Origin of the sequence: Microtetraspora malaysiensis (genome assembly GCF_001528665.1) — a bacterium.
Classification (GTDB): Bacteria; Actinomycetota; Actinomycetes; order Streptosporangiales; family Streptosporangiaceae; genus Microtetraspora_A; species Microtetraspora_A malaysiensis.
Window position 1 is genome coordinate 59,195 of record NZ_BBYJ01000019.1, and the last position, 22,056, is coordinate 81,250.

Annotated in this window: 17 protein-coding genes and 1 pseudogene; 8 read left to right on the forward strand and 10 right to left on the reverse strand. The window is 69.0% G+C overall.

The features are described 5' to 3' along the window. Positions 1–95 precede the first annotated feature (95 nt). From AWQ71_RS24900 to AWQ71_RS24930, 7 genes are all read left to right on the forward strand, one after another. Entirely contained in the window at positions 96–1,316 is a 1,221-nt protein-coding gene (locus AWQ71_RS24900; RefSeq protein WP_067137278.1) for an ROK family protein, read from the forward strand. Between the two features lie 154 nt (positions 1,317–1,470). Beyond that, a complete protein-coding gene (locus tag AWQ71_RS24905; RefSeq protein WP_169806622.1) occupies positions 1,471–3,633 on the forward strand; it encodes an alpha-L-fucosidase in 2,163 nt (720 codons plus the stop codon). Positions 3,634–4,169: 536 nt separating this feature from the next. Next, entirely contained in the window at positions 4,170–4,430 is a 261-nt protein-coding gene (locus AWQ71_RS43350) for a hypothetical protein (protein ID WP_218001951.1), read from the forward strand. A gap of 72 nt (positions 4,431–4,502) precedes the next feature. Then, positions 4,503–5,507 (forward strand): sugar ABC transporter substrate-binding protein, encoded by a 1,005-nt coding sequence (locus tag AWQ71_RS24915; RefSeq protein ID WP_245658451.1) that lies wholly within the window; start codon positions 4,503–4,505, stop codon positions 5,505–5,507. Continuing rightward, on the forward strand, positions 5,504–6,985 hold the full coding sequence (locus tag AWQ71_RS24920; protein ID WP_067137284.1) for a sugar ABC transporter ATP-binding protein: 1,482 nt from the start codon (positions 5,504–5,506) through the stop codon (positions 6,983–6,985). The genes AWQ71_RS24915 and AWQ71_RS24920 overlap by 4 nt, the downstream gene beginning before the upstream one ends. Continuing rightward, the gene (locus AWQ71_RS24925) at positions 6,982–8,004 is read left to right on the forward strand and encodes an ABC transporter permease (RefSeq protein ID WP_067137286.1); all 1,023 of its coding nucleotides are present in this window, start codon (positions 6,982–6,984) and stop codon (positions 8,002–8,004) included. Before AWQ71_RS24920 ends, AWQ71_RS24925 begins: the two co-directional genes overlap by 4 nt. 176 nt (positions 8,005–8,180) lie before the next feature. Beyond that, on the forward strand, positions 8,181–9,077 hold the full coding sequence (locus tag AWQ71_RS24930) for a phosphorothioated DNA-binding restriction endonuclease (RefSeq protein WP_067137449.1): 897 nt from the start codon (positions 8,181–8,183) through the stop codon (positions 9,075–9,077). A gap of 326 nt (positions 9,078–9,403) precedes the next feature. Here the strand turns inward: AWQ71_RS24930 and AWQ71_RS24935 are convergent, their stop codons facing one another. From AWQ71_RS24935 to AWQ71_RS24970, 9 genes and pseudogenes are all read right to left on the reverse strand, one after another. Continuing rightward, positions 9,404–10,039, reverse strand: coding sequence for a hypothetical protein (locus AWQ71_RS24935; protein ID WP_067137288.1), 636 nt, complete (start codon positions 10,037–10,039; stop codon positions 9,404–9,406). 463 nt (positions 10,040–10,502) lie between these two features. Further along, positions 10,503–10,913, reverse strand: a complete 411-nt coding sequence (locus tag AWQ71_RS24940) for a hypothetical protein (RefSeq protein ID WP_218001952.1) — start codon at positions 10,911–10,913, stop codon at positions 10,503–10,505. Positions 10,914–11,395: 482 nt separating this feature from the next. Beyond that, on the reverse strand, positions 11,396–12,310 hold the full coding sequence (locus tag AWQ71_RS24945) for a GNAT family N-acetyltransferase (protein WP_067137289.1): 915 nt from the start codon (positions 12,308–12,310) through the stop codon (positions 11,396–11,398). Between the two features lie 186 nt (positions 12,311–12,496). Continuing rightward, positions 12,497–12,601, reverse strand: a pseudogene (locus tag AWQ71_RS41905) (IS5/IS1182 family transposase); the annotation flags it as partial. Positions 12,602–12,694: 93 nt separating this feature from the next. Further along, a complete protein-coding gene (locus AWQ71_RS24950; protein ID WP_067137291.1) occupies positions 12,695–14,386 on the reverse strand; it encodes an aldehyde ferredoxin oxidoreductase C-terminal domain-containing protein in 1,692 nt (563 codons plus the stop codon). A gap of 67 nt (positions 14,387–14,453) precedes the next feature. Then, on the reverse strand, positions 14,454–15,704 hold the full coding sequence (locus tag AWQ71_RS24955; protein WP_067137293.1) for an alpha-L-fucosidase: 1,251 nt from the start codon (positions 15,702–15,704) through the stop codon (positions 14,454–14,456). Then, positions 15,701–16,528 (reverse strand): carbohydrate ABC transporter permease, encoded by an 828-nt coding sequence (locus AWQ71_RS24960; RefSeq protein ID WP_067137295.1) that lies wholly within the window; start codon positions 16,526–16,528, stop codon positions 15,701–15,703. The genes AWQ71_RS24955 and AWQ71_RS24960 overlap by 4 nt, the downstream gene beginning before the upstream one ends. Then, positions 16,525–17,388, reverse strand: a complete 864-nt coding sequence (locus AWQ71_RS24965; protein WP_067137297.1) for a carbohydrate ABC transporter permease — start codon at positions 17,386–17,388, stop codon at positions 16,525–16,527. Before AWQ71_RS24965 ends, AWQ71_RS24960 begins: the two co-directional genes overlap by 4 nt. After that, positions 17,385–18,725 (reverse strand): ABC transporter substrate-binding protein, encoded by a 1,341-nt coding sequence (locus tag AWQ71_RS24970; protein WP_067137299.1) that lies wholly within the window; start codon positions 18,723–18,725, stop codon positions 17,385–17,387. The genes AWQ71_RS24965 and AWQ71_RS24970 overlap by 4 nt, the downstream gene beginning before the upstream one ends. Positions 18,726–18,828: 103 nt before the next feature. On the opposite strand from AWQ71_RS24970, the gene AWQ71_RS24975 reads away from it, so the two are divergent. Next, positions 18,829–20,043 (forward strand): ROK family transcriptional regulator, encoded by a 1,215-nt coding sequence (locus AWQ71_RS24975; protein ID WP_169806623.1) that lies wholly within the window; start codon positions 18,829–18,831, stop codon positions 20,041–20,043. Here AWQ71_RS24975 and AWQ71_RS24980 read toward each other — a convergent pair. After that, positions 20,036–21,886 (reverse strand): alpha-L-fucosidase, encoded by a 1,851-nt coding sequence (locus tag AWQ71_RS24980; protein WP_067137302.1) that lies wholly within the window; start codon positions 21,884–21,886, stop codon positions 20,036–20,038. The two genes, AWQ71_RS24975 and AWQ71_RS24980, sit on opposite strands and share 8 nt — an antisense overlap. Positions 21,887–22,056: the final 170 nt, after the last annotated feature.

The following is a 22,056-nucleotide window of genomic DNA, read 5'->3' on the forward strand; positions in this document are numbered from 1 at the left end:
GCTGCGCAATAATAAAGACAGTTTCTGTATTAATGGAAGAGGCGTGACCGTACTGCGTGCGTCAGCCGACGCCGGGGGCAACGAGAGGGTTGTGGATGAGTGTGCTGATCGGACGTGAAAAGAGCCTGCTGCGCCGCGCCGGAGACCAGTCGCGGCTGCGTCGTCTGAACTCACTGGCCGTGATCGAGGCGATCCGGCAGGAGCCGCTCACCATTCCGATGGTCGCCCAGGCCACAGGGCTCTCGAAGACCGCCACGGACTCTGTCGTCGCCAATCTCGTCACGCTCGGCTGGGCCGCCCCGGTCGAGCCGCTGGCCCCGACCGGCGCCGGCCGGCCGGCCAGCCGCTACCGCTTCCGCGCCGAGGCGGCGGTCGTGGTCGGCATCGACATCGGCCAGCACACCACCAGGGCCGAGATCGCCGACCTGAACGGCGAGGTGCTGGCCGCAGGGTCGGTCGCCCCATCCGTCTCCGAGGCGCCCGGCGACCTCGTCTCCGGCGCGGTGAAGGTCGTCGATCGGCTGCTCGCCGAGCAGGGCCGGAAGCGAGCCGAGGCCTGGGCGATCGGCGTGGCCGTGCCCGCCGTGGTCTACCAGGATGTCATCACCAAGGGGGCGGAGGGCTGGGCCGGCTTCAGCGTGCGCGCGGCACTGGAACCGCACTTCGAGTGCCCGATCGCGGTGGAGAACGACTCGAACCTCGCCGCGTTCGCCGAAGCGTGGAAGGGCAGCGCCACCGACGCGACCTCGATGATCTACGTGCACTCGGGCAACCGCACGGGAGCGGGGCTCGTGCTGAACGGAATGGTCGTCCGCGGCGCGAACGGCGCCGCCGGCGAGATCGGCGCGCTGCCGCAGCTCGGCTGGGAGCATGCCCAGGAGTTCCTGCACGACGTGCGGCTCACCGACGGGCGACGACTCAACCGTGAGGCGGTATTCGCCGCCGCGACCGAGGGCGAGGCGGCGGCCATACAGGCGGTCGACCGGTTCAGCAGGGAGATCGCGATCGGCATCGCCGCGCTCGTGCTCGCGATCGACCCCGAGATCGTGGTGGTCGGCGGCGGCAACGCGCGCGCCGGCGACACCTTCCTGGAGCCGCTCCGCCGGCACGTCGAGGCCCTGTGCACGGTACGGCCGGCACCACCGATCGTGCCGTCGACGCTGAAAGAACGCGGGTCGATCACCGGCGCGGCCGGGCTCGCGGCCAACACCGTCCTGGAGCAGCTGTACGCGGCGGCTTCCGGCGGGCAGACCCTGTCCAGCACCGACGTCCCGCCATGGCGCTGGAACACGGCGGCGGGTGGATCAAGCTCGTAGAGCAGACAACGACGCTTCCGCCGTTGACGCCAGACATCGGATGAATGTGCACCGAGCCCTTGCCGTCGGAATGAAGATCGAGCTACCTTTCCCCCAATCTCTCCCCCGCTTTGGAGTGGCCATGGCTCGCTTACATCGACTTCTCGCCGCCTCAATGCTCACAGTCATCGGATGTATTGCCTCTCCTGCTCAGGCATCGACGGACGGCCCCTACGAGCCGACCGTCGAATCGCTGAACAGCCATCCGACCCCCCAGTGGTTCAACAACGACAAATTCGGCATCTTCATCCATTGGGGCGCGTACTCCGTCCCAGCGTGGGGGCCCCGCGGCAGTTACGCAGAGTGGTACTGGTACTACATGAACTCCCCCGGTAACGAGACCAACCGCTACCACCGGGCGACCTACGGGGAGGACTTCTCCTACGACCGCTTCGCCGAGCAGTGGAAGGCCGAGAAGTTCGACGCCGCCGACTGGGTCAAGCTCTTCAACGACGCCGGGGCCAAGTACTTCGTCCTCACCTCCAAGCACCACGAGGGCGTCGCCCTGTGGGACAGCAAGGTGAGCGAGCGCGACACCATGGCGCTGGGCCCGAAGCGTGACCTGGTGAAGGAGCTGTTCACCGCGGCCCGCGCCGACGGGAAATTGCGCGGGGGCTTCTACTACTCGCTCATGGAGTGGTACAACCCGCTGTTCACCGGCCAGCCGGCGACCAACCCGTACACCGGTCAGCCCGTGCCGTACACCGGGGCTCCGCAGAGCGGCGACTACGTCAAGGACTACATGCTTCCGCAGCTGCGTGAGCTGATCGACGGCTACGACCCCGACATCCTGTGGTGCGACGGCCAGTGGGACCGCTCGGCCGCCCAGTGGCAGACCGCGGGAGTGATCGCCGACTACTACAACAAGGCGCTCAAGAGCGGCAAGGAGGTGGCGGTCGCCAACCGGTGCAAGATCGAGAGTGGCGCGCTGGAGAGCCACGAGCTGGACTTCCAGACGCCCGAGTACTCCGTCAAGCCGGACATCGACCCCGTCAAGTGGGAGTCCAGCCGCGGCATCGCGCACTCCTATGGCTTCAACCAGAACGAGCCCGTCGAGGACTATCTGACCTCCGACCAGCTTGTGGACTCCTTCGTGGACATCGTCAGCAAGAACGGCAACCTGCTGCTGGATGTGGGCCCGAAGGCCGACGGCACCATCCCCGACGTACAGCGGGAGCGGCTGCTGGACATGGGCGCCTGGCTGAAGGTCAACGGCGAGGCCATGTACGGCACCACGTACTGGACGCGCGCCGAGGAGAAGGGCGGTCCGGACGACGTCCGGTACACCGTCAAGGACGGCGTCCTTTACGCGACCGCGCTGAAGTGGCCGGGAGAACAGCTCACCTTGGGCGCGGACGTGCCGGTGGGCCCCGGAACACGGATCACGCTGCTCGGCTCCGACGGCGCCTCGTTGCCGTGGCAGCGCGACGAGCAGGGCCGGGTGGTCGTCACCACCCCCGCCGAGACCGGGCAGTACGCCTACTCCTTCAAGATCGAGACGCCCGGCGTGTCGGCCCTGCCGCGCTTCGCCACTGACCTGCCTGAGCATGTGCAGGCCGGTGAGAGCTTCACCGGCAAGGTGACCGTCACCAACCCCGCCTCCAAGCCGCTGCGCCAGGCCTCGCTGACCCTCACCGCGCCCGAGGGCTGGACGGTGACCCCGGCGAGCACCCAGATCGGCCACCTGGCGGCCGGGGCGAGCGCCGAGGTGCCCGTCACCGTGACCGTGCCGGGCGGGGTCGAGCCTGCCGCGCTGCGGATTCAGGCGACGCTCAAGACGGGCCGGCTCCGCGCGCCGTACTCGATCCCTGTCTCGGTGGTCCTGCCCAACCTGGCCCAGGGCAAGCCGGCCACCCAGCAGAGCACCGGCTACGACGCTCCGGCCTCACGGGCCGTGGACGGCAACACCGACGGCGCCTTCTGGAGCGGTTCGGTCAGCCACACCGCGGAACCGGCCAAGGAGGCTTGGTGGCAGGTCGATCTGGGGGCCTCGGCCAGCCTGGACAGCGTGGAGATCTGGAACCGCACCGACTGCTGCGGTGACCGGTTGCGGGACTACTGGGTGATCTCCTCCGAGCAGCCGATCACCGCGGACGGCCTGGAAGCGGCCCGCACCGCGCCGGGTGTGACCGCCGTGCACGTGCAGGAGCAGGCCGGGCGGCCCAGCACGATCAAACTGCCCACCGGCACGTCCGGCCGGTACGTCCGTATCCAGCTCTCCTCGGACACCAACCCGCTGACCCTGGCCGAGGTGCGGGTGAGAGGTCAATACAGCTAGCGCAGGCAGGAACCACAAGGCGCCGATCGCCGCGGTCCGCTCGTCATGAATGAGCGCGGTGATCGGCGCCGATGCGCGCAACGGCAACGGAGAGAACCTGCAGGGGGCACCGAGGCTGCCGCCACCTTGCTTCGTGGACCGCGACGACGACGTACGCCGCGGCAGCGGTAGCCCGCCGGGTCCTCGCCGCATCCGGCCCGAGGGCCGCGTCCCCGCAGGGCGGGGACCAAGCGTCGCCGGCGACGGACATGCACGGAGACCTCCGACGATCGTCGTTCCGGTCCCGTTCATACACCGGAGCCATGGAGGCAACAAGGCTCGCCATCCGATGTTTTCCACCGCACGACCGGACGGCCGTGCGGGCAGATATCGGATGCACGGACCGCATTCCATGGCATCAACCGGACATTTCGCCACATATCTAGATCACAGATCGGGCTACCTGGCGCCTAAATATTGACACGAACCCGCGGCACACATGAGCATCTCGACCAAGACATCCGATGTATGGCTGTGTACATATCGAGGGATGCGGTGTGAAGCTGCTGCGAGTGGGACCTGCCGGGCAGGAGAGGCCGGTGGTGATGGACGCCGCCGGAAACCTGCGCGACATCGGAGAGCCCGAGATCGACGGGCTCGGGCGGCAGCGGCAGACGGTGGGGGCAGGCGTGCGCTCCCGGATCGTGTCCCTGGAGTGCTCGCGCGGGTGGTCGACCGCCCCCGAGAGGCCCGAGTTCGGCGGAATCCTCGCCGTCGACGGCGGCATGCACGGCCTCCGGCTCCGGCCCGGCAACTGAAACACCCCCACCCCCTGAGGAAGCAGAGGCGAAACGATGAGGTTCGGCCCCGTGGTCGCAGGAGCGGCCCTCTTGACGATTATCACCGCGTGCGGCTCCGCCGGCGATGACGCCGCAACGGGCGGTGGCAGTGGCACGGCCTCAGGGGGGAAGGTCGGCATCGACTTCCCCCGGGCGGACTCCGACTTCTGGAACTCCTACAGCAAGTACGTGCCGCAGATGGCGGGCGAGCTCAAGGTCGAGCTGATGAACCCGACCAACTCGCAGAACGATGTGGCCAAGCTGGTCGCCAACACGCAGGCGCTGATCAGCCAGGGCGCCAAGGTGATCGTCATGGCCCCCCAGGACACCGGGGCCATCGCCTCCACCCTCCAGCAGCTCGAGAACAAGAAGATCCCGGTCGTCTCCGTCGACACCCGCCCCGACAAGGGCAAGGTTTACATGGTCGTACGCGCCGACAACAAGGCGTACGGCACCAAGGCGTGCGAGTTCCTCGGTGAGAAGCTCGGCGGCAAGGGCAAGGTCGTCCAGCTCATGGGCGCGCTCAGCTCGATCAACGGCCGCGACCGGGCCGAGGCGTTCCGCGAGTGCATGAAGACGAAGTTCCCCGGGATCACCGTCTTCGACGAGCCGACCGAGTGGGAGGGCAGCAAGGCCGCGTCCATGCTGCAGACCCGCCTGGAGCAGAACCCCGACATCAAGGGCGTGTACATGCACGCGGGCGGCGTCCACCTGGCCCCGACGCTGCAGGTGCTCAAGGCCAAGGGCCTGCTCGTCCAGCCGGACGACCCCAAGCACGTGTTCGTCGTGTCCAACGACGGCATCCCGCAGGAGTTCGACGCGATCCGCAAGGGCGAGATCGACGCGACCGTCTCCCAGCCCGCCGACCTGTACGCGAAGTACGCGCTCTTCTACGCCAAGGCCGCCGCCGAGGGCACGACGTTCCAGCCCGGCCCGACCGACCACGACAGCACGATCATCTCGCTGCCGAACGGCCTGGAGGACCAGCTCCCCGCTCCCCTGGTCACCAAGGACAACGTGGACGACCAGAACCTCTGGGGCAACCAGGTCAAATGAGCGTTCACGTCGAAGCCAGGAACGTCGTCAAGCGGTTCGGGCCCACCGTCGCGCTGAACGGCGCGGGCATCTCCATCGCCGAGGGCGAGACGCACGCACTCCTCGGCAGGAACGGCGCGGGCAAGTCCACCCTGGTGTCGATCCTGACCGGGCTGCAGGCTCAGGACGAGGGCGAGGTGCTGTTCTCGGGAGAGGCGGCGCCCGCCCTCGCCGACCGGGACGCGTGGCGGCGGCGGGTCGCCTGCGTCTACCAGAAGTCGACGATCATCCCCACGCTGACCGTCGCGGAGAACCTCTTCCTCAACCGGCAGCGGACGTCCGGCAGGCTCATCCGCTGGGGCGCCGTGCGCCGCGAGGCCCGCGAGGTCCTCGAACGGTATGGCGTGGACGTCGACGCGGGCGCGCTCGCCGGCGACCTCGGGGTCGAGCAGCGTCAGCTCGTCGAGATCGCCCGCGCGCTGTCGTTCGGCGCGCGGTTCATCATCCTCGACGAGCCGACCGCCCAGCTCGACGGCCCGGCCATCGAGCGGCTCTTCGAGCGCATGCGCGCGCTGCGCGAGCAGGGCGTCACGATGATGTACATCTCCCACCACCTGGACGAGGTGTACGAGATCTGCCAGAGCGTCACGGTCTTCCGTGACGCCCGGCACGTCCTGACCCGGCCGGTGGCCGAGCTGCCGCACGACGAACTGGTCGCCGCGATGACCGGCGAGGCCACCGCCGCCTACGAGCCCAGGTCCCGTACGGCGGGCGACTCGGTCGCGATCTCCGCGGCCGGGCTGTCCCTGCGGGACCGCTACCAGGACGTGGCGCTCGACGTGCGGGCGGGCGAACTGGTCGGCCTCGCCGGGTCGGGCAGCAGCGGCAAGGTCGGGCTGGCCGAGACGCTGGTCGGGCTCCGCCGGGCCGACAGCGGCACGATCAGGATCAACGGCGTCGCCGTCAGGCCGGGGGACGTGCCGTCCGCGCTGCGGGCGGGTCTCGGGTTCGTCCCCCAGGATCGGCACCGCGAGGGGTTCGTGCCGCTGTTGTCGATCGCCGAGAACGCCACCCTGCCGATCGCGCACAAGCTCGGCAGGTTCGGCACCGTGTTCCCATCCCGGCGACGGGCCCGCGCCGTACGGATGATCGAGGATCTGGACATCAAGACCGAGGGACCGGAGCAGCCCGTCGGCGACCTGTCCGGCGGCAACGCGCAGAAGGTCGTGCTCGCCCGGGCGCTGTCCGACTCCCCCGCCGCGCTGGTGGTGATCAACCCGACCGCCGGGGTCGACGTGAAGGCGAAACAGTCCCTGCTCGGCGCGGTCGAGGACGCGGTCGGGCGGGGCGCCGGCGCGCTGCTGGTCTCCGACGAGCTCGACGACCTGCGGATCTGCGACCGGGTGCTGGTGATGTTCCACGGCAGGGTGGTCAGGGACGTGCCGCGCGGCTGGTCCGACCAGCAGCTCGTGGCCGTGATGGAAGGCATGGAAGAGTGAGTACAGCGACCCCCTCGGCAACACCGTCCCCGCCGCCGGCGGCGGCCCCGGCGGGACGTCTCCGCGCGGGCGCGGGGCTGCGGCTCGGCCGCTTCCGCGACCTGACGCTGGTGCCGGTCATCGTCGTCCTTCTGGTGGTGGGCGCGTTCGTGGACCCGGTGTTCCTCACCGTGGGCAACCTCACGAACGTGCTCCAGCAGCAGTCCGCGCTGGCCCTGGTCGTGCTGGCCGAGGCGATGATCCTCATCGCGGGCAAGTTCGACCTGTCCCTCGAGTCGACCGTCGGCATGGCTCCCGCCATCACCGTGCTGGTGATCCCGGCGACGGCGGGCGGCTCGGGGCTGCTCGCGATCCCGCTGTGCCTGCTCATCGGGGCCGCGATCGGCGCGTTCAACGGCTTCCTGATCCTCAAGTTCCAGCTTTCGGCATTCGTCGTCACGCTCGCCATGATGATCGTGGTCCACGGGCTGCACCTCGGCCTGACCGGCGGCAAGAGCCTGTTCGAGCTGCCAGAGTCGATCATGTATCTGGGCGGCGCCACCTGGCTCGGCGTGCCCGCGTCGATCTGGATCGCCGCCGTGCTGTTCGCCGCCGGGATCGTCGGGCTGCGCTACTTCAGGGCGGGGCGCGCGCTGTACGCGATCGGCGGGAACCCGGACGCGGCGCGGGCGGCGGGCATCCGCGTGGACCGGGTGTTGTGGACGGTGTTCGTCATCGGCGGCGCGCTCGCCGCCCTCGCGGGCGTCCTGGAGACCGGCCGTCTCGGCGGCATCAGCGCCAACCAGGGCGTCGGCTGGATCTTCATGGTGTTCGCGGCGTCCGTCATCGGCGGCGTCAGCATGGACGGCGGCAAGGGCACGGTCCTCGGGGCGCTCACCGGCGTCCTGGTCATCGGCCTGGTCGAGAACGTCCTCACGCTGAAGGGCGTGCCGGGCGAGTGGAAGCAGCTCGTCTACGGCGGCATCATCCTCGTCGCCCTCATGATCAGCCGGGTGGCCGGCGGGAAGGCGCAGGACTGATGACCGCCCCGCGGCCCACCGCGGACCGGGGCCCGGGCGCGAGCGCCGAAGACCGCGGTGGCGTTATGGAGTGACTTCGTGTGGAACCGCACCCTCCGAGGGGGCGTGCTCCGACAACGGCGGTGAGGCGAGCGAGCCCTGGTCCGCAGGATGAAGATCACCGTAAGGTGATGGTCATGGACTGGGTCGAGCGGGTCGCCGACATCCGGCGCTGGGCGCGGGGCGGCGAACGCGCTCCGCACAAGCCTCTCCTGCTGCTCTACGCACTCGGCCGCTTCCAACACCACGGCGGCGGCCCGATCCCGTTCAGCACAGCGGAAGCGGATCTCAAGCGCCTGCTCAAGGAGTTCGGACCGCCACGGGACACCAGCCCCGGTTACCCGTTCCACCACCTGACCAACGACGGCGTCTGGCTCGTCGACACCGTTCACGGCCCGGGCAGTCCCGGGCCGGAACTCGGCCGACTACGGGCCGCCCAAGCCTCCGGCCGGCTCCATCCCGACCTCCTGCGAGCGCTGTCCGAAGACTCCCATCTGGTCGTACGCCTTGCCCGCTATCTCCTCGACACCAATTTCGAACCGTCTCTCCACGCCGACATCTGCCAACTCACCGGCCTCGACCTGGAAGCACACGGCGCAGCCGACCCGGTGAACGTCCAGGCGCGTTCGACGGCCCGGCGCGACCCCGCCTTCCGCGAGAACGTCCTCATTGCCTACGAGTACTGCTGCGCGTTCTGCGAGTACGACGGCTGGCTGGACGGCACCGCCGTCGGCCTCGACGCCGCCCACGTCCGCTGGTGGGCGTTCGACGGACCCGACGACGTCACCAACGGCCTGTGTCTGTGCGCGATCCACCACAAACTCGTCGACAAGGGCGTCCTCGGCCTGACCCCCGACCGGACGATCAGTGTCTCCGCGAGGTTCGTCGGCCGAACGTCGGCGGCCAAGGAGGTGGTCCTCGCCCTGGCCGAACGCCCCGCCCGCGCCCCACAACCGGGGCTCGCCCCTGTCGACACCGCGCACATCGAATGGCATCGACGCCAAGTCTTCCGCGCCCCCGCCCGCAGCGGATAACAGCTCTCCACCGACGTCGACGAGGCATCCCGTACAACCATGCACGTCGTCCTGACCATCAGGACGCCCCCGGCGCAGGCGGGACCCGGTGGCCGGTCACGCACCTTCGTCGTTGCGCCGGAACTCGTGCACGACTTCGATCAGCCCGACGATATGGGCGTTGAACTCGGCCAACTCCTCGGCGGGGACCCACAGTTCGAGGATGCCCCTGGCCGAGCTTCCGGGTTGACCACGGCCCCGATCTCAAACTCCAGCCGAACCGATCAGCCAGCCACCAGATAGGCGCGAAAGATCGAGGTTAAGTTCGGTGAGTTCGTCATTTTACTTCAGAACATTGACAATGTGCGCGTCCAAGGCGCGGGTGATTTCCAGAAAATCCCCCTTGGCACGTCCACCGATTTCCCGTCATCTATATAGTCGTTCAAGGTCAGCTCGACGACAAATTGCGAATAGCGCCCTCTGAACACCCAGCGCCTGCAGGTGTCGGCGGGGACACGCCAGGCGCCGATACACGAGACGGCGGCGGCTGGCGCCCCCAGGCGAAGATCCGATATGTCCTCACGCTTTATCGCCCCAAAGTCCGAATCGTTGAACTGCCTGCCCTGAGGTGCGGCGTCGAACTCCGCCTGAGCCTCCTCCGGGGTCTCGTAGGTCAGGATTCTCTCGATCAGCGCGGAGTCGCCCTCACGCGTTCTTCCCCAAGAACGTATGACTTCCTCACGGGCGCCGAAGTGGGAAAGCCGGTGATCCCCAGTCACGTCTTCCTGTAGGACAGCGACCGAATCAGATATCGAAGAAGGCCGGGGAAGGTCACGATCGTCGATGAGCAGCCTTTCCGCTGGCACGGACGCGGCCACGAAGGACGCCTCCACTGCCGATGGCTCCCGTGCGAAAGCCAGCACGGACACCAGGACCACCGCGGCGGTCGCGCCGAAGGCCAGGAACGGCTTCCAAGCTCTCACACTATCTCCCACAGCCCTTGACTTGGCCGGCCGTTTCGTGACAGTAAATTGGTATATATTCGCTTATCTTTCTCACGACATCCCCCACAGTCAGGGTCCTCGGATCTCTCCCCACCTGAACCAAGGTTTGACAGAGGTCAACTCCCAAGGCCCCCGGCTTCTTCGCCTCGACCTATACCTCCTCTGATGGCCGCCTACAGTTCGCCGTGTCCATGACACTGGCCATGGACAATGACGAGCGCATGACCGCGGACCAACGCATCACCAACGCCCTCAAATCGGTGTTCTGCCCCGCGATTTAAGCCGCTAATGGCCCGACGATCACGGCCGTGATCGTCAGGCCATTAAGGGCGGTCGACAGGGGGCAGTCACGGTCGCTCGCGGTCTGCCCCCTGCCCAGGTCGCGGCCGCCCCCCTTGGCGATCAGGCCGATTTGCAAGCAGGATGTCAGGAGGCGTTGGGGTCAGCCGCAGTGCTCGAAGGGGCTCTCCCACCACTGGTTGCCGTAGGAGCCGCCCCACATGATGCACTTGCCCGGCGCCTTGACCTTTACCGGGCCGGCGTAATAGTGGTAATAGTCCGCATCCACCACGCCCGGAGAGCCGTACGCCTGCACCACCGCACGCACCCAGGCGCTGTTGCCCACGTAGGATCCCTTTTTCCAGGTGACCACGCAGTTAGTGGAGCCGTTGTAGAGCAGGTAAATGGTGGCGTACGAACCCAGCGCCTTGCTGTCGATGACGTGGTAGCTGCCGCCACCGCAGGCCTCAATCGGCGACGACGCCGCCATGGCCGGACTGGTAAAGGCGACGGACGCCGCCAGCGTGGCCGCCATGCCGAGTGCGAGGGTCGCGCTTCGCTTGATACCGCCCATTCGGGGATGCCTCCTCACTATCTTCATGATCTTCACTGTGGCGATCAAGAGTAGACGAAACGCCCCGACGGCGCCGAGCGATCAGCACGTCGACGCCTGTCACCGATTCGGAGGACAACCATGGACACTGGCACGCTGAGCCTGATCGCCGTGCCATTAGCGTGCCATTGAGGGCGGTCAACACGGGGTAGTCATGGTCACTCGCGGACTGCCGCTCGTCCAGGTCGAGGCCGTTTCCCCTGAAGATCAGACCGATTTGCAAGCCCGTAAGCCTGATGAGTCGGCGCGTAGCCCAACCTGCGGTTGATGACGCGCATGTAGCGGTTGCTGTCGGCGGTATCGATCAGCAGGCCGTCCAGAGCGGGATGGCGCTCTCTCGCCTGCCGGATCGCGAGCTCGGTGATGACACGAGAGCCGCGGAGGGAGGCGCCCGGCGGCGTGCTGTACGGCCCGGCGAGGCCGTACAGCACGGGGAAGCCGTTCTAGGAGGGACGGCGGAGGAACACGCGCTCCTGGACGACGGGGTAGCCGGCGCGGGCGAAGGCGGCGGCCATCGGGGTGTTGCCGACGTCGGTGTCCGCGCCGATCTCGAGGGCCCCGGCGTCCGCCAGGATGTGCGTCGCCTCGGCCAGCAGGTCGTACCCGTAGCCGTGGCCGCGCTGCTCGGGGACGACGCCGATGTAACCGATGGTCGGGCGGGCATGGTTCCGCCCGGGGACCGCGAGACCAACCAGGCGCCCGTCACCGGTGAAGGCCAGGTGCCACCACGTGCGTGGGGACGGCATCCAGTGCAGGAACTCCAGCTCGTCTCTGGCCGAGGCGTCCACGCCTCCGCGTGCCATCTCGGCCCGGGCGTGGGCGTCGAAGGTGCCGACATGCGTCCGGCGGATCACGTCGAGGATCACCTCGTCGTCCGGTTCCGGCCGGAACTCCAGCCGCCTCGGCCGCGGCGGCAGGCCCGCGGCAGGGGTCCATCGGTAGTTGAGGCGCTCGACCAGCAGCTCCATGCCGGCCCGTGTGGCCGCCGCGACGCGGAGGTCTGCCGTGGCGCGAACCTCGGGATCCTCCCGCCATCCTGGCGGCAGGACGAGGCAGTAGTCGGCGGTGAACGGAGCGGCTCGCAGGAGCGCGGCCCCCACCTCGACGTCCGTTCCGAAGTCGAGCCAGTCGAGGGTCAAGGGCCGCCGGTCAGCAGGGCCGCCCCACCAGGCGGCCCTTCCGACGACCTCACCGCCGCGCAGCGCCACCCAGGTCCACTCGGGACGGTACTGCGCGGCCTTCACGGTCTCCAGGTAGTCGCGGCCGGCCCACGCCATGCCGACTGTGGCCGGGGCGGACAGGGACAGGAACAGGTGTTCTTCGCCGGGGTGGAGCGGTCGGACGACCAGATCGGTCATGGAAGTCTTCCTTCGAGGAGATGTGCGCTCCCCGGTTCAGACCCGCGTGAACGCCCGAGCGGGGAGGGAGCGCATGAACGGTCGGATCGACATGGCTCTCACCTCCTCCGTGATCGAGGGCGTGATCTGACCTAAGCACACGGCGGACGTCCGATCAATCCCTTTTCGCGGCCCCTTGCCGAGTGTTAGCGGCCAGCCGCCCGGCCCGGAGACGACCTGCATGTTCCCGCCATGGTGCTTGTGCTTGCCTGACCACCGGAGGTCGGCGCGGTTGGGGCCTGGGGTGGCGACGTCGGTGAGGTCTCCACGCGTCTCGGCGATGGCCCATCGGCATCAGCGACCGGGGCGCAGGCGAATCCTCCTGATCTCAGCTCCGTACACTTCCTAGCTCCATCCGAGTTCGTGCATGAACGCCGTGCGGGCCTCGGCGAAGGCCGCTCTCGACAGTACGGCGCCCCGGTGTGGCCCGGCCGCCACGGGCTCGTCGTGCAGGCGGTCAGGCAGAGTGTCGGGGCCGCTGCCTTCCCGCTGGGCGTACGCGCGCATGAGGTCCAGCCGCGTCTGGCCCGTTCGCAGCAGGTCGACGGGATGGCCGGAGACGGCGGTGACCAGGGCGTTCACGTGGTCGATGGTCAGGGGCCTGGTCGGGGTGGCGGCGAAGACGCAGATGTTCAGGGCGTCGAAGGCGCTCCACAGGCGCAGGAGGCGGGCCGTTCTGCGGCCTCGTTCCGCGTTGAGCTCTCCGGCCGGTGCGGGTTCCACGCCGATGAGGGCCGCCTGGGGCCAGCTGTACGGCAGGCCGTGTTCCGGGTCGAAGTCGAGGTCATGTTCCAGCGCGTCGTAGCGGGGTCCGCTGGGCGACAGGGCGTAGCCGAGCCCGATTCCCGGCTGGATTCGCGGGTCGAAGGGTGGGATCTCGGCGCTTTTGACCGTCATCGCGCACGATACGCCGAGCGTGCGGGCGGCCCTGGCGGAGCCCTCGGCGAGCAGATCGCCCACCTTGCCGCTGCGGTGCGCGATGGCGTGGATCAGGTCGGGCAGCGGGTCGCCGAACGTGGGCGGAAGTGCGGCCTCCATGGCGAAGGCGAGCGTGCCACCCAGCGATACCTGGTCGAGCCCGAGGCCGTTGCAGAGCGCGTTGGCCTCCAGCACCGCGTCGAGGTCGTCGATGCCGAGGTTCCAGCCGAGCGAGAGGAACGCCTCCTGCCCGAGTCCGCCCGTTCTTCCTGGGCCGTAGATCTTGAGGCAGTCGGTGGGGCAGCCGGGGCAGTTGCCCGTCAGCGCGACCTCCCTGCCGAGGTAGGAGGCGGCGGTCGGCAGGCGCAGGGTGCCGTCGCCGGTAGAGGAGAAGTTGCGCACGGCCGCGTAGCCGGGGTCGAGCCTGGCACCCGCCCACGCGCCGAACCCCGGCGGGTCGTGCTGCACGACGGTGAGCGGGTTGTGCGGGATCGCCTCCCGATAGAAGCGCGCGATCGCCTCCACCCCCGCGGGGTCGGAGACCGGAGGTGGTGAGCCCACGCAGACGATCGCCTTGAGGTTCTTGGCGCCGAACACCGCTCCCAGGCCGTATCTCATGGCGGGGAAGGCGTAGTCGGTCACCACGCTCGCGTAGCGGACGAGGTTCTCGCCCGCCGGTCCGATCGCGGCCACGTGAGCGGCGTCGCCGTACCGCTGCCTGAGCATGTCGGTCACCGCGGCGACGCCCAGCCCGCGCAGGTCGGGCGCCCGATGGAGGGAGATGCGGCCATCGCGGACCAGCAGGTATGAGAGCACCTCGGCCCGGCCCGTGATGGCCAGCGACGTTCCGTGCAACCCGGACGCGAACGGTCCGAGCGCGTGCGATTCGCCGGCGATTCCCATGAGGGGCGACTTCGCGAGGAAGACGGCCTTGGCCAGGCCGGGCGCCGCCGTACCGCCCAGAGGTCCTGCCGCGACGTACAGCAGCGCCTCTGGCGCGTACGGCTCAAGCCCCCCGGGCGTCCGTTCCAGCAGCAGCCGGAGCCCAAGGATCGAGCCCCCGCTCTCCTCGGAACGATGGACGGTCCCGCTACCCAGATCGACAGAGAAGAGCGCCATTACTTTCCCAGCACCTCCGGCTCAGGCATGACCAAGTAATCAGTACCGGCGATCGTCCTGTATGACCTCAGCTGAGGTCCACCACGACAACGCTGCACATGGGGTCCAGCAGGGCGGACGGGATCTCCACGCGCAGATCGCCGAGCGGGCCCCCGGTTCCGGAGTGGACCTCCTTGAGCCAGGGCAGCACCGACCAGGCGAGCCGCCCGTCCGCGCCCAGGAGACGCACGTCGGTGATCCGGCGGACGGGCAGCCCGCGCACGGTCAGCCGTTCGTAGGGCCGCATGACCAGGTGCAGGTAGAGCCGCTCCCCGCCCTCGGGCAGGGAGCGGCGCGTGGAAGGCCCGTGAAACTGCCACAGTTCCAGCCCCGTCCGCACGCCGCGGATGCTTTCCTCGTGCCGCTCCATCCAGGTCGCGAACGCCTCGAGCCGGGCCGTCGCCTCGGCGGGTAACTCCCCCATTCCGGTGGGTCCCACGTTGAGCAGCAGGTTGCCGCCCATCGCCACGGCCTCGACCAGCGTGCGCAGCAGTTCGCCGGCGTCCTTCCACTCCTCGTCGGCGACGTACCCCCACGACTCGTTCATGGTGAGGCAGGTCTCCCAGAGCCGGTCCGGCGGGGCCAGCGGGAGCTGCTGCTCGGGGGTGACGAAGTCGCCGTGTCCGACGCACCGGTCGTTCACCAGGCAGTACGGCTGCCGCTCGCGCACGAACTCGCGGATCGCGGCGAAGTCCCACTCCTCGGCCGTGTGCTCGAACTCGCCGTCCAGCCACAGGATGTCGATCGGGCCGTACCCGGTGAGCAGCTCGCCGAGCTGCCCCAGCATGAACGCGCGGTAGCGCTCCCACTGCTCCCGGGTCCCACGCGGATAGTCCCCGACGACGTACGGCTTGCGCACGGTGGCGTCGGTGTAGCGGGGGTAGTCCTCGTGGTGCCAGTCGATGATCGAGAAGTACAGCCCGATCCGGAACCCCTTGTCCCGGAAGGCGGCCACGATCTCCCGGGTGTAGTCGCGCCCTGCCTTGTAGTCCGACAACTTGGTGTCGAACATGGCGAACCCGTCATGGTGCTTGGCGGTGAACACCACATACCGCGCCCCGGCCCGCCAGGCCAGGTCCGCCCACCCCGCCGGGTCGAACCGCTCCGGATCGAAGCCCGCGGCGTTGGCGAAGTAGTCCTCGATGGGGACGGGCGAACGCGGTGGGGACTGGTCGCGGACCCCGCCGGTCATCTGCCAGGACAGCTCCCACCCGCGGGTGCTCGCGTGCCCCCAGTGAATGAACAGCCCCAATCCCAGTTCCCGGAACCAGTCGTTCACTCCTTGACCCCTCCACTCGTGATGCCCTGGGTGATGAAGCGCAGTCCCCCGACCACCAGCACGATCACCGGTACGGCCAGCAGGACGAGCGCGGCGAAGTACTGCGAGGTCTGCTCCGGCGTGGGCCCGAACGAGCTCTCGATCGTCCGTACGGCCTGCGCCGCCGTACTCAGGTCGGAGCGCTTGAGGATCATCGACGGGAACAGGAAGTCCTGCAGCGACCACATGACCGACAGCGCGCCCAGATTGATCAGGGCGGGCCGGCACAGCGGCAGGAAGACGTGCCAGAACGCCTGCCCGTGCCCGGCGCGGTCGATGCGCGCCGCCTCCAGCAGCTCATCGGGGATGCCGTCGGCGTAGTTGCGCAGCATCAGCACCGCGAACGGCAGGGTCAGCGCCGCCTCCGGCAGTGCGACGCCGAGATGGGTGTTGAACAGCGCGAGCTGCCCGGTGATCCAGTACACCGGCACGATGATCGCCACACCCGGCACGGCCAGGAAGATCAGGACGGCGTGGTAGAGCGTCTCGCGCCCCGGAAACCGGATCTTGGAGAAGGCGTAGGCGGCCAGCGCCCCCACCCCGCAGACCAGGATCGCGTGCAACGCGGCCACGATCAGGCTGTTGACGAACGCGCCGAGCAGGCTGACGCCGTTGTAGGTGCTGGTCAGCACGGTCCAGTAGTTGGCCACGCCGCCGTGGGCGATCGACGCCCGCACAGCCGTGACGAGCGGGAACAGCCAGAGCGCGGCCCCCGCGAGCAGGATGCCGTACACCGCGACGCTGTCGCGACGGCGCTGCCGCAGTGCGCGCAGGGGTGTGCTCATCGGGCCCTCCTGCGGGTCACCAGAACCTGGAGTGCCGAGATGGCCAACGCGAACACCAGCACGATCACCGCGGCCGCGGAGGCGTAGCCGATGCGGTTCTCACCCAGCATGGTGTTGTAGATGTAGGTGCCGGTGATCTGGGTACGGCCGCCCGGCTCGCCCTTGGTGGAGAAGAACACCACGTCGAAGGCGCGGAAGCTGCCCAGCAGGACCGAGAGGATCACCGTCTTGTGGGTGTTGCGCAGCATCGGGAAGAGAATGAGCCGGTACATGTGCCCCGACCCGGCGCCGTCGATCATCGCCGACTCCAGGACCGCGGTGTTGGTCGTGGCCAGGTCCGACGTGTAGTACATGATCGGCAACCCGACGAGGTAGACGAGCAGCACGAACAGCGCCGCGTATGACGGGCCCGTCGAGCCCAGCCAGTCCACCGGCCCGATCCCCACGACGCCCAGCAGCGCGTTGACCGCGCCGTCGTCGGTCTCCAGCATCCGCCCGAAGACCGTGGCGAACAGCGACAGCGGGATGAGCGACGGCAGCAGGAACACCGTGAAGAAGAACCGGCGCAGCCGTACGCCCGATGCGAGGCTGACCGCCAGGAAGAATCCCAGGGTGAGCGCGGCGGCGATCGAGACCGCCGCGAACAGCAGGTTGTTGAGCACCGCGCGCAGGAACAGCTCGTCGGTGATGACGAGGCGGAAGTTCTCCCAGCCCACGACCGTCGCGTCGGTGAACGACAGCGAGGTCCGGGTACGGCTGGCGTCGACCAGGACCCCGAAGGCGTACAGGTAGTAGACGCCGTAGAACGCCAGGAGCGGCAGCAGGAAGAGCGCTGCCGCTCCGAGAGCCTTGGATCTCATTGGGCCGCGTACCGGCCGCTTGACCACTCCTCCTGGAGGTGGTCGGCCGCCTTGTCCGGGGCGGTCTCACCGCGGATCACGTCGAGGATGGCGTTGCCCTCGACCTGGTTCAGGAACGCCTGATTGGAGTCGCGGGCCGAGCCGCCGCCGTTGATGACCTGGATGACCGCGCCGTAGCCGTCCTTGGCCGACTGGCTGGTGAGTACCGACGGGTCGACCTGGAAGTCCTTGAAGGTGGGCACCAGGACGAGGTCCTTGGCCCATTCGGCCACGCCCGGGCCCATCGTCATGAACTGGATGAACGCGGCGGCCTCCTTCACGTGCTGGGAGGCCTTCGGGATGGAGAGGCCGCCCTCGGCGAACGCCCGCGCGGCCGGCTGGCCGCCGCCCAGGACGGGCACGGCGGACGCGCCCACGTCGGCGATGGAGATCTTGTTGGCCTTGCGGTAAATGTCCGACAGCATGGAGCTCTGCCAGGAGCCGTCGATGAGGAACGCCGCCTGACCGGAGCCGAACAGCTCCGCCGGGCGGTTGCCCTTGAGGCTGAGCACCGATTTGTCGAAGATCCCCTTGTCGAAGAGCGACTTGTAGTCGGTCAGCGCCTGGACCATCTGGGGAGCGTTCCAGGGCTTGCGGCCGGCGAGCAGGTCGTCGGACAGGGTCGGCGCGGTCTGCCCCGACAGCGTGAACAGCATCTCCTCCTGCCAGTACGGCTCGCCGGAGAAGACGACCGGCTTCACATCCGGCTTGGCCGCCTTGATCTTGTCGACGGCCGCCTTGAGCTCGTCCATCGTCTTGGGTGCGGCCACGCCCAGCTCACCCAGCATCGCGGTGTTCGACAGCATGATGGCGCTGCCGATCGAGCCCATGGGGATGCTGTAGAGGACACCATCCTTGGCGATCTTCTCGCTCTGGGCCACCGGGCTCGCGGCCAGCTTGTCGCGCCAGCCCGCCGGGAGGTCGGCCTCCCACTCGCTCACCGGCCTGAGCTGCTCGTGGACCGAGTTGGTCATGGCCGAGACCTGAACGCCGACGATGTCGAGCTGTTCGCCGCCGCTCAGCGCGAGCGGGAGCTGCTTCTGGTAGTCGGCGGCCTCGAACTCGCGAAGCTCGATCTTGATGCCCGGGTTGCTCTTCTCGAAGGCGGCAATCGTGGTCTTCAGCGTCGACTCGGGCGGGAACCAGGTCCAGTACTTTAGCGTGACTGGTTCACCCGCGGCAGCGGTCTTCTGCGTGGCCGGCTTCTCGCCGGCGCCGCCGACGCCGCCACTGTCCCCGCACCCCGCCGTCAGGCCGAGAGCGACGACGAGCGCGCCGATGAGTGACGTTGCGCGCATGCACACCTCCAGGGATTTCATGTGAGGGCAATAACATCTAGTTAGGCGACAAAAATCAAGAGGCTCATTTGTCACGACTCGGTGAACCGGGCAAGCTGTGATCGTGACCACCGAGACCGACGCGACCTTGCGCGGGCTGCTCCGGCATCTCATCGACTTCGGCCCCCTCAGCCGCCCCGAGCTCGGCGAAGGCGTCGGCCTCGCCCGTGCGACCACATCCAGCCTGGTCAACGACCTCATGCGGCGTGGGCTGGTGGGCGAGATCCCGACTCCTCCGCAGGGCCGCCGGGGTCGTCCCACCACGCTGCTGGACGTGGACGACGACCGGTACGCCTCGCTCGGCCTGGAGATCGGCCTGGACCGCATCCTCGTCGCCGCCTACACCCCGCGGGGCGGGCAACTGCTGCGGGTGGAGCGCCCCGCCGAACCCGAGCCCGGTAACCCGCGCGCGCTCCTCCGGGTCGCCGCGGGGGCGCTGCGCGAGGTGGCCGACTCGGTGGCGGCGACCGGCAGGATCCCGCTGGGCGCCGGGGTCTGCGTCCCCGGCCTGGTGGACGCCAGCAGCGGCACGGTGAAGTACGTCCCGAGCCTGGGCTGGCACGACGTCGCCCTGCGTGCGGGCGTGGCCGACGCGCTGGGCGGAGCGGCGCTCGGGGGGTCGGTCCTGGTCGACAGCGACGCCAACTACGCCGCGCTGGCCGAGCGCCGGGCCCGCCTGCGGGACGGGGCGGCCGGGACGAGCCTGGTCTACCTGACCGGCACGTACGGCATCAGCGCCGGGATCATCACCGGCGACCGGCTCTGGCGGGGCGCACGCGGCCTGGCCGGGGACGTCGGTCACATCATGCTGGACCCGGGCGGCAAGCGCTGCGTGTGCGGCCGCTCCGGCTGCTTCGAGACCCGGGCCGGGCTCGCCGGGATCGTGCGTACGGCGCTCGCCGGGCACCGCCGCCGGGGTCCGGCCCGCTCGCTCGCCGACGCCGTCGAGGAGACGGTACGGCTGGCGCAGCGCGGCGACTCCACGGTCCTGGACGCGCTGGCCGAGGCCGGGCGCTGGCTGGGCCGCGGCGCGGCGGTGGTGTCGGCGCTGCTCGACCCGGGAGCGGTCGTGCTGGGCGGCCACTACGCGCGGCTGGCCCCGTGGATGCTCGACCCGGCCCGCGAGGCGTACGCGGCGGCCGTACTCACGCCCGGAGGCGAGGCTCCGGGCCTGGAGGTGTCGATGCTCGGCCCCTGGGGACCCGTCGAGGGGGCGGCGCTGTCGGTCCTGCTCGCGCTGACCGAAGGCAGCCTCCCCCTCCCCGATCCGGTCAGCTGACCAGATTCACCGCGTCGATCTGCAGGTAGGGCCCGCCACGCTTGACCAGCTCGACGGTGTGGGACCCGCGGGGCAGGTCGCGCACGCCGTACAACACGACCTGCGGCTGGTAGGGGCCCGTCTGGTCGAACCGGCCGACCAGTGTGCCGTCCAGGTAGACGTCCGCGAGCACCTGGCCGTCGACTGGGCCGAGCACGTCGATGCCGGTGCCCGTGAAGGTCATCGACACCGAGTCGCCGTCGGTCCGGGTATAGGTCACGTCCTCCAGGTAGTCACCCGCGCCGACGCGGCCCGAAGCGTGCTCCCAGGAGCCCTCGTAGACCAGGTCCGGGTCGTCGTCGTTGCGCATGCCGACGGGCTCGGGCTGCTCCAGGGTCGCCTTCATGTCGGCGAGCGCCTTCAGCGACGCCGGGGCCGGAGTGCCGGGGTACCACATCATCATGTTGATCGACAGCGCCGACCCGTTGGCCTTGGCCCGGCGGACCATGGCGGCCAGGCTTTGGCCGGAGTACCGCGTGGTGATCGTCTGGTCGGCGTGCCAGACGCCCCAGTCGTCCTCCAGCGTGAACATGCACTGGGCGAACATGCCCTTGTCGGGACCCTCGGTGACGATGCCGTTCGCGTCGGTCTTCGGCGCCGACCCGCAGCCCTCGCCGAACGCCATGTCCTGGAACTCGGTGAACCGCGGCATCCCGGCGGTGTTGTAGCTGACCAGGCGGTTCGGGTTGCCCGTGCGAGCGGCCTTGCCGAGCTCCTCGAACGGCGCCGGGTAGTAGATCAGGCCGTCGTCGAAGAACCAGCCGTCCAGGCGGTCGCCGTACCGGGCGCCCAGCTCGCCGATCACCGACTTCCAGTTGCGGAAGAAGGTCTGCCGGTCCCCGCCGCCGGTGGTGGAGAACTCGTCGGGGAAGCTCTGGGCGCGCCACCAGTCGGTGGAGTTCAGGCCCAGGTGGCTGTCCTGGCCGGTGTGGTAGTACAGGTAGAACTGGATGCCGCGCGACTTCAGCTCGGTGGCGACGTCCCCGACCAGGTCCCGCGCGGCGGTCCGGTCGCCGTTGCCCAGGATCGCGTCCACTGCCGTCGACGGCGCGGCGAGCTGGTAGGTCCACCAGGTCATCGACCAGGTGACGTACCCCGCCCCGGTCGACTGGACCATGTCGGCGAACCGCTTGACGTCGAATCCGGAGGCGAACTCCTCAAGGGAGGGCCGGCTCCCGTGCTCTGGATAGCCCCAGGGACCGAACTGGAACATCAGGCCGTAGCCCGCCTTGGAGAACTTCTCGCGCGTGGGCGCTCCCGCGGCGCGGAACGCGTCGACCCGCCGTTGGTAGGCGGCGTAGTGGTCGGCGGGGAACAGCTCCAGGGCCTTGAAGTCGGTGTTGTCGCCGTCAGCCTGCGGGGCGAACCGAAGCGTGCTGGTCCCCTTGGGGAGCCGGATCGTGCCCTCGACCCGGTCGAAGCCGCCACGCTCGGTGGTGAGGTCGAGCGTGTCGCCGCCGGAGGTCAGCCGGAACGCGCGACCTTTTTGTCCGGCGAGCAACGCGCTCACGTGATATTCGCCCGCCTGGGCGACGGAAACACTCCACTCCAGCCAGCGGCTCGGGCTGGTCAGCCCGTACAGCCAGAAGTTCTTCGGCCCCTCGCCCGCGCCGCCGACGCCGATGCCGTCGGCTCGCCTGGCCGCGCCGCCCATCAGCACGGTGACGTGGTCTTCGCCTCCCCCGGGCAGGACGCGGATCGGTTCGGGTCCATCGGCTCGCGCGGGACCGGTCAGGGTGAGGGCGGCGGCCAGAAGAGCGGCGACAGCCGTCACGAGCCGCCGGACTACGGGTGTGAAACGCACCTGTGTCTCCTTTGCAATGATCTGCGGAGGAGTCTGGCTCATTTTTTGTTGCCCAACAAGACGTAAATTGGCAAACGTGGAGCAGGAGATCGGGAAGGCCGGAGCCGGGCCTGCTCACGTCCGGCCTCACCGGGCTAGGTGTACTGCCCGGGCAGGGTGGTGACACGGCT

Bases quoted from the DNA above. Each gene is read 5' to 3' on its own strand.
- AWQ71_RS24900 (WP_067137278.1), top strand. From the start codon at position 96: ATGAGTGTGCTGATCGGACGTGAAAAGAGCCTGCTGCGCCGCGCCGGA.
- AWQ71_RS24905 (WP_169806622.1), top strand. From the start codon at position 1,471: ATGCTCACAGTCATCGGATGTATTGCCTCTCCTGCTCAGGCATCGACG.
- AWQ71_RS24920 (WP_067137284.1), top strand. From the start codon at position 5,504: ATGAGCGTTCACGTCGAAGCCAGGAACGTCGTCAAGCGGTTCGGGCCC.
- AWQ71_RS24930 (WP_067137449.1), top strand. From the start codon at position 8,181: ATGGACTGGGTCGAGCGGGTCGCCGACATCCGGCGCTGGGCGCGGGGC.
- AWQ71_RS24940 (WP_218001952.1), bottom strand. From the start codon at position 10,913: ATGGGCGGTATCAAGCGAAGCGCGACCCTCGCACTCGGCATGGCGGCC.
- AWQ71_RS24945 (WP_067137289.1), bottom strand. From the start codon at position 12,310: ATGACCGATCTGGTCGTCCGACCGCTCCACCCCGGCGAAGAACACCTG.
- AWQ71_RS24950 (WP_067137291.1), bottom strand. From the start codon at position 14,386: ATGGCGCTCTTCTCTGTCGATCTGGGTAGCGGGACCGTCCATCGTTCC.
- AWQ71_RS24960 (WP_067137295.1), bottom strand. From the start codon at position 16,528: ATGAGCACACCCCTGCGCGCACTGCGGCAGCGCCGTCGCGACAGCGTC.
- AWQ71_RS24965 (WP_067137297.1), bottom strand. From the start codon at position 17,388: ATGAGATCCAAGGCTCTCGGAGCGGCAGCGCTCTTCCTGCTGCCGCTC.
- AWQ71_RS24970 (WP_067137299.1), bottom strand. From the start codon at position 18,725: ATGCGCGCAACGTCACTCATCGGCGCGCTCGTCGTCGCTCTCGGCCTG.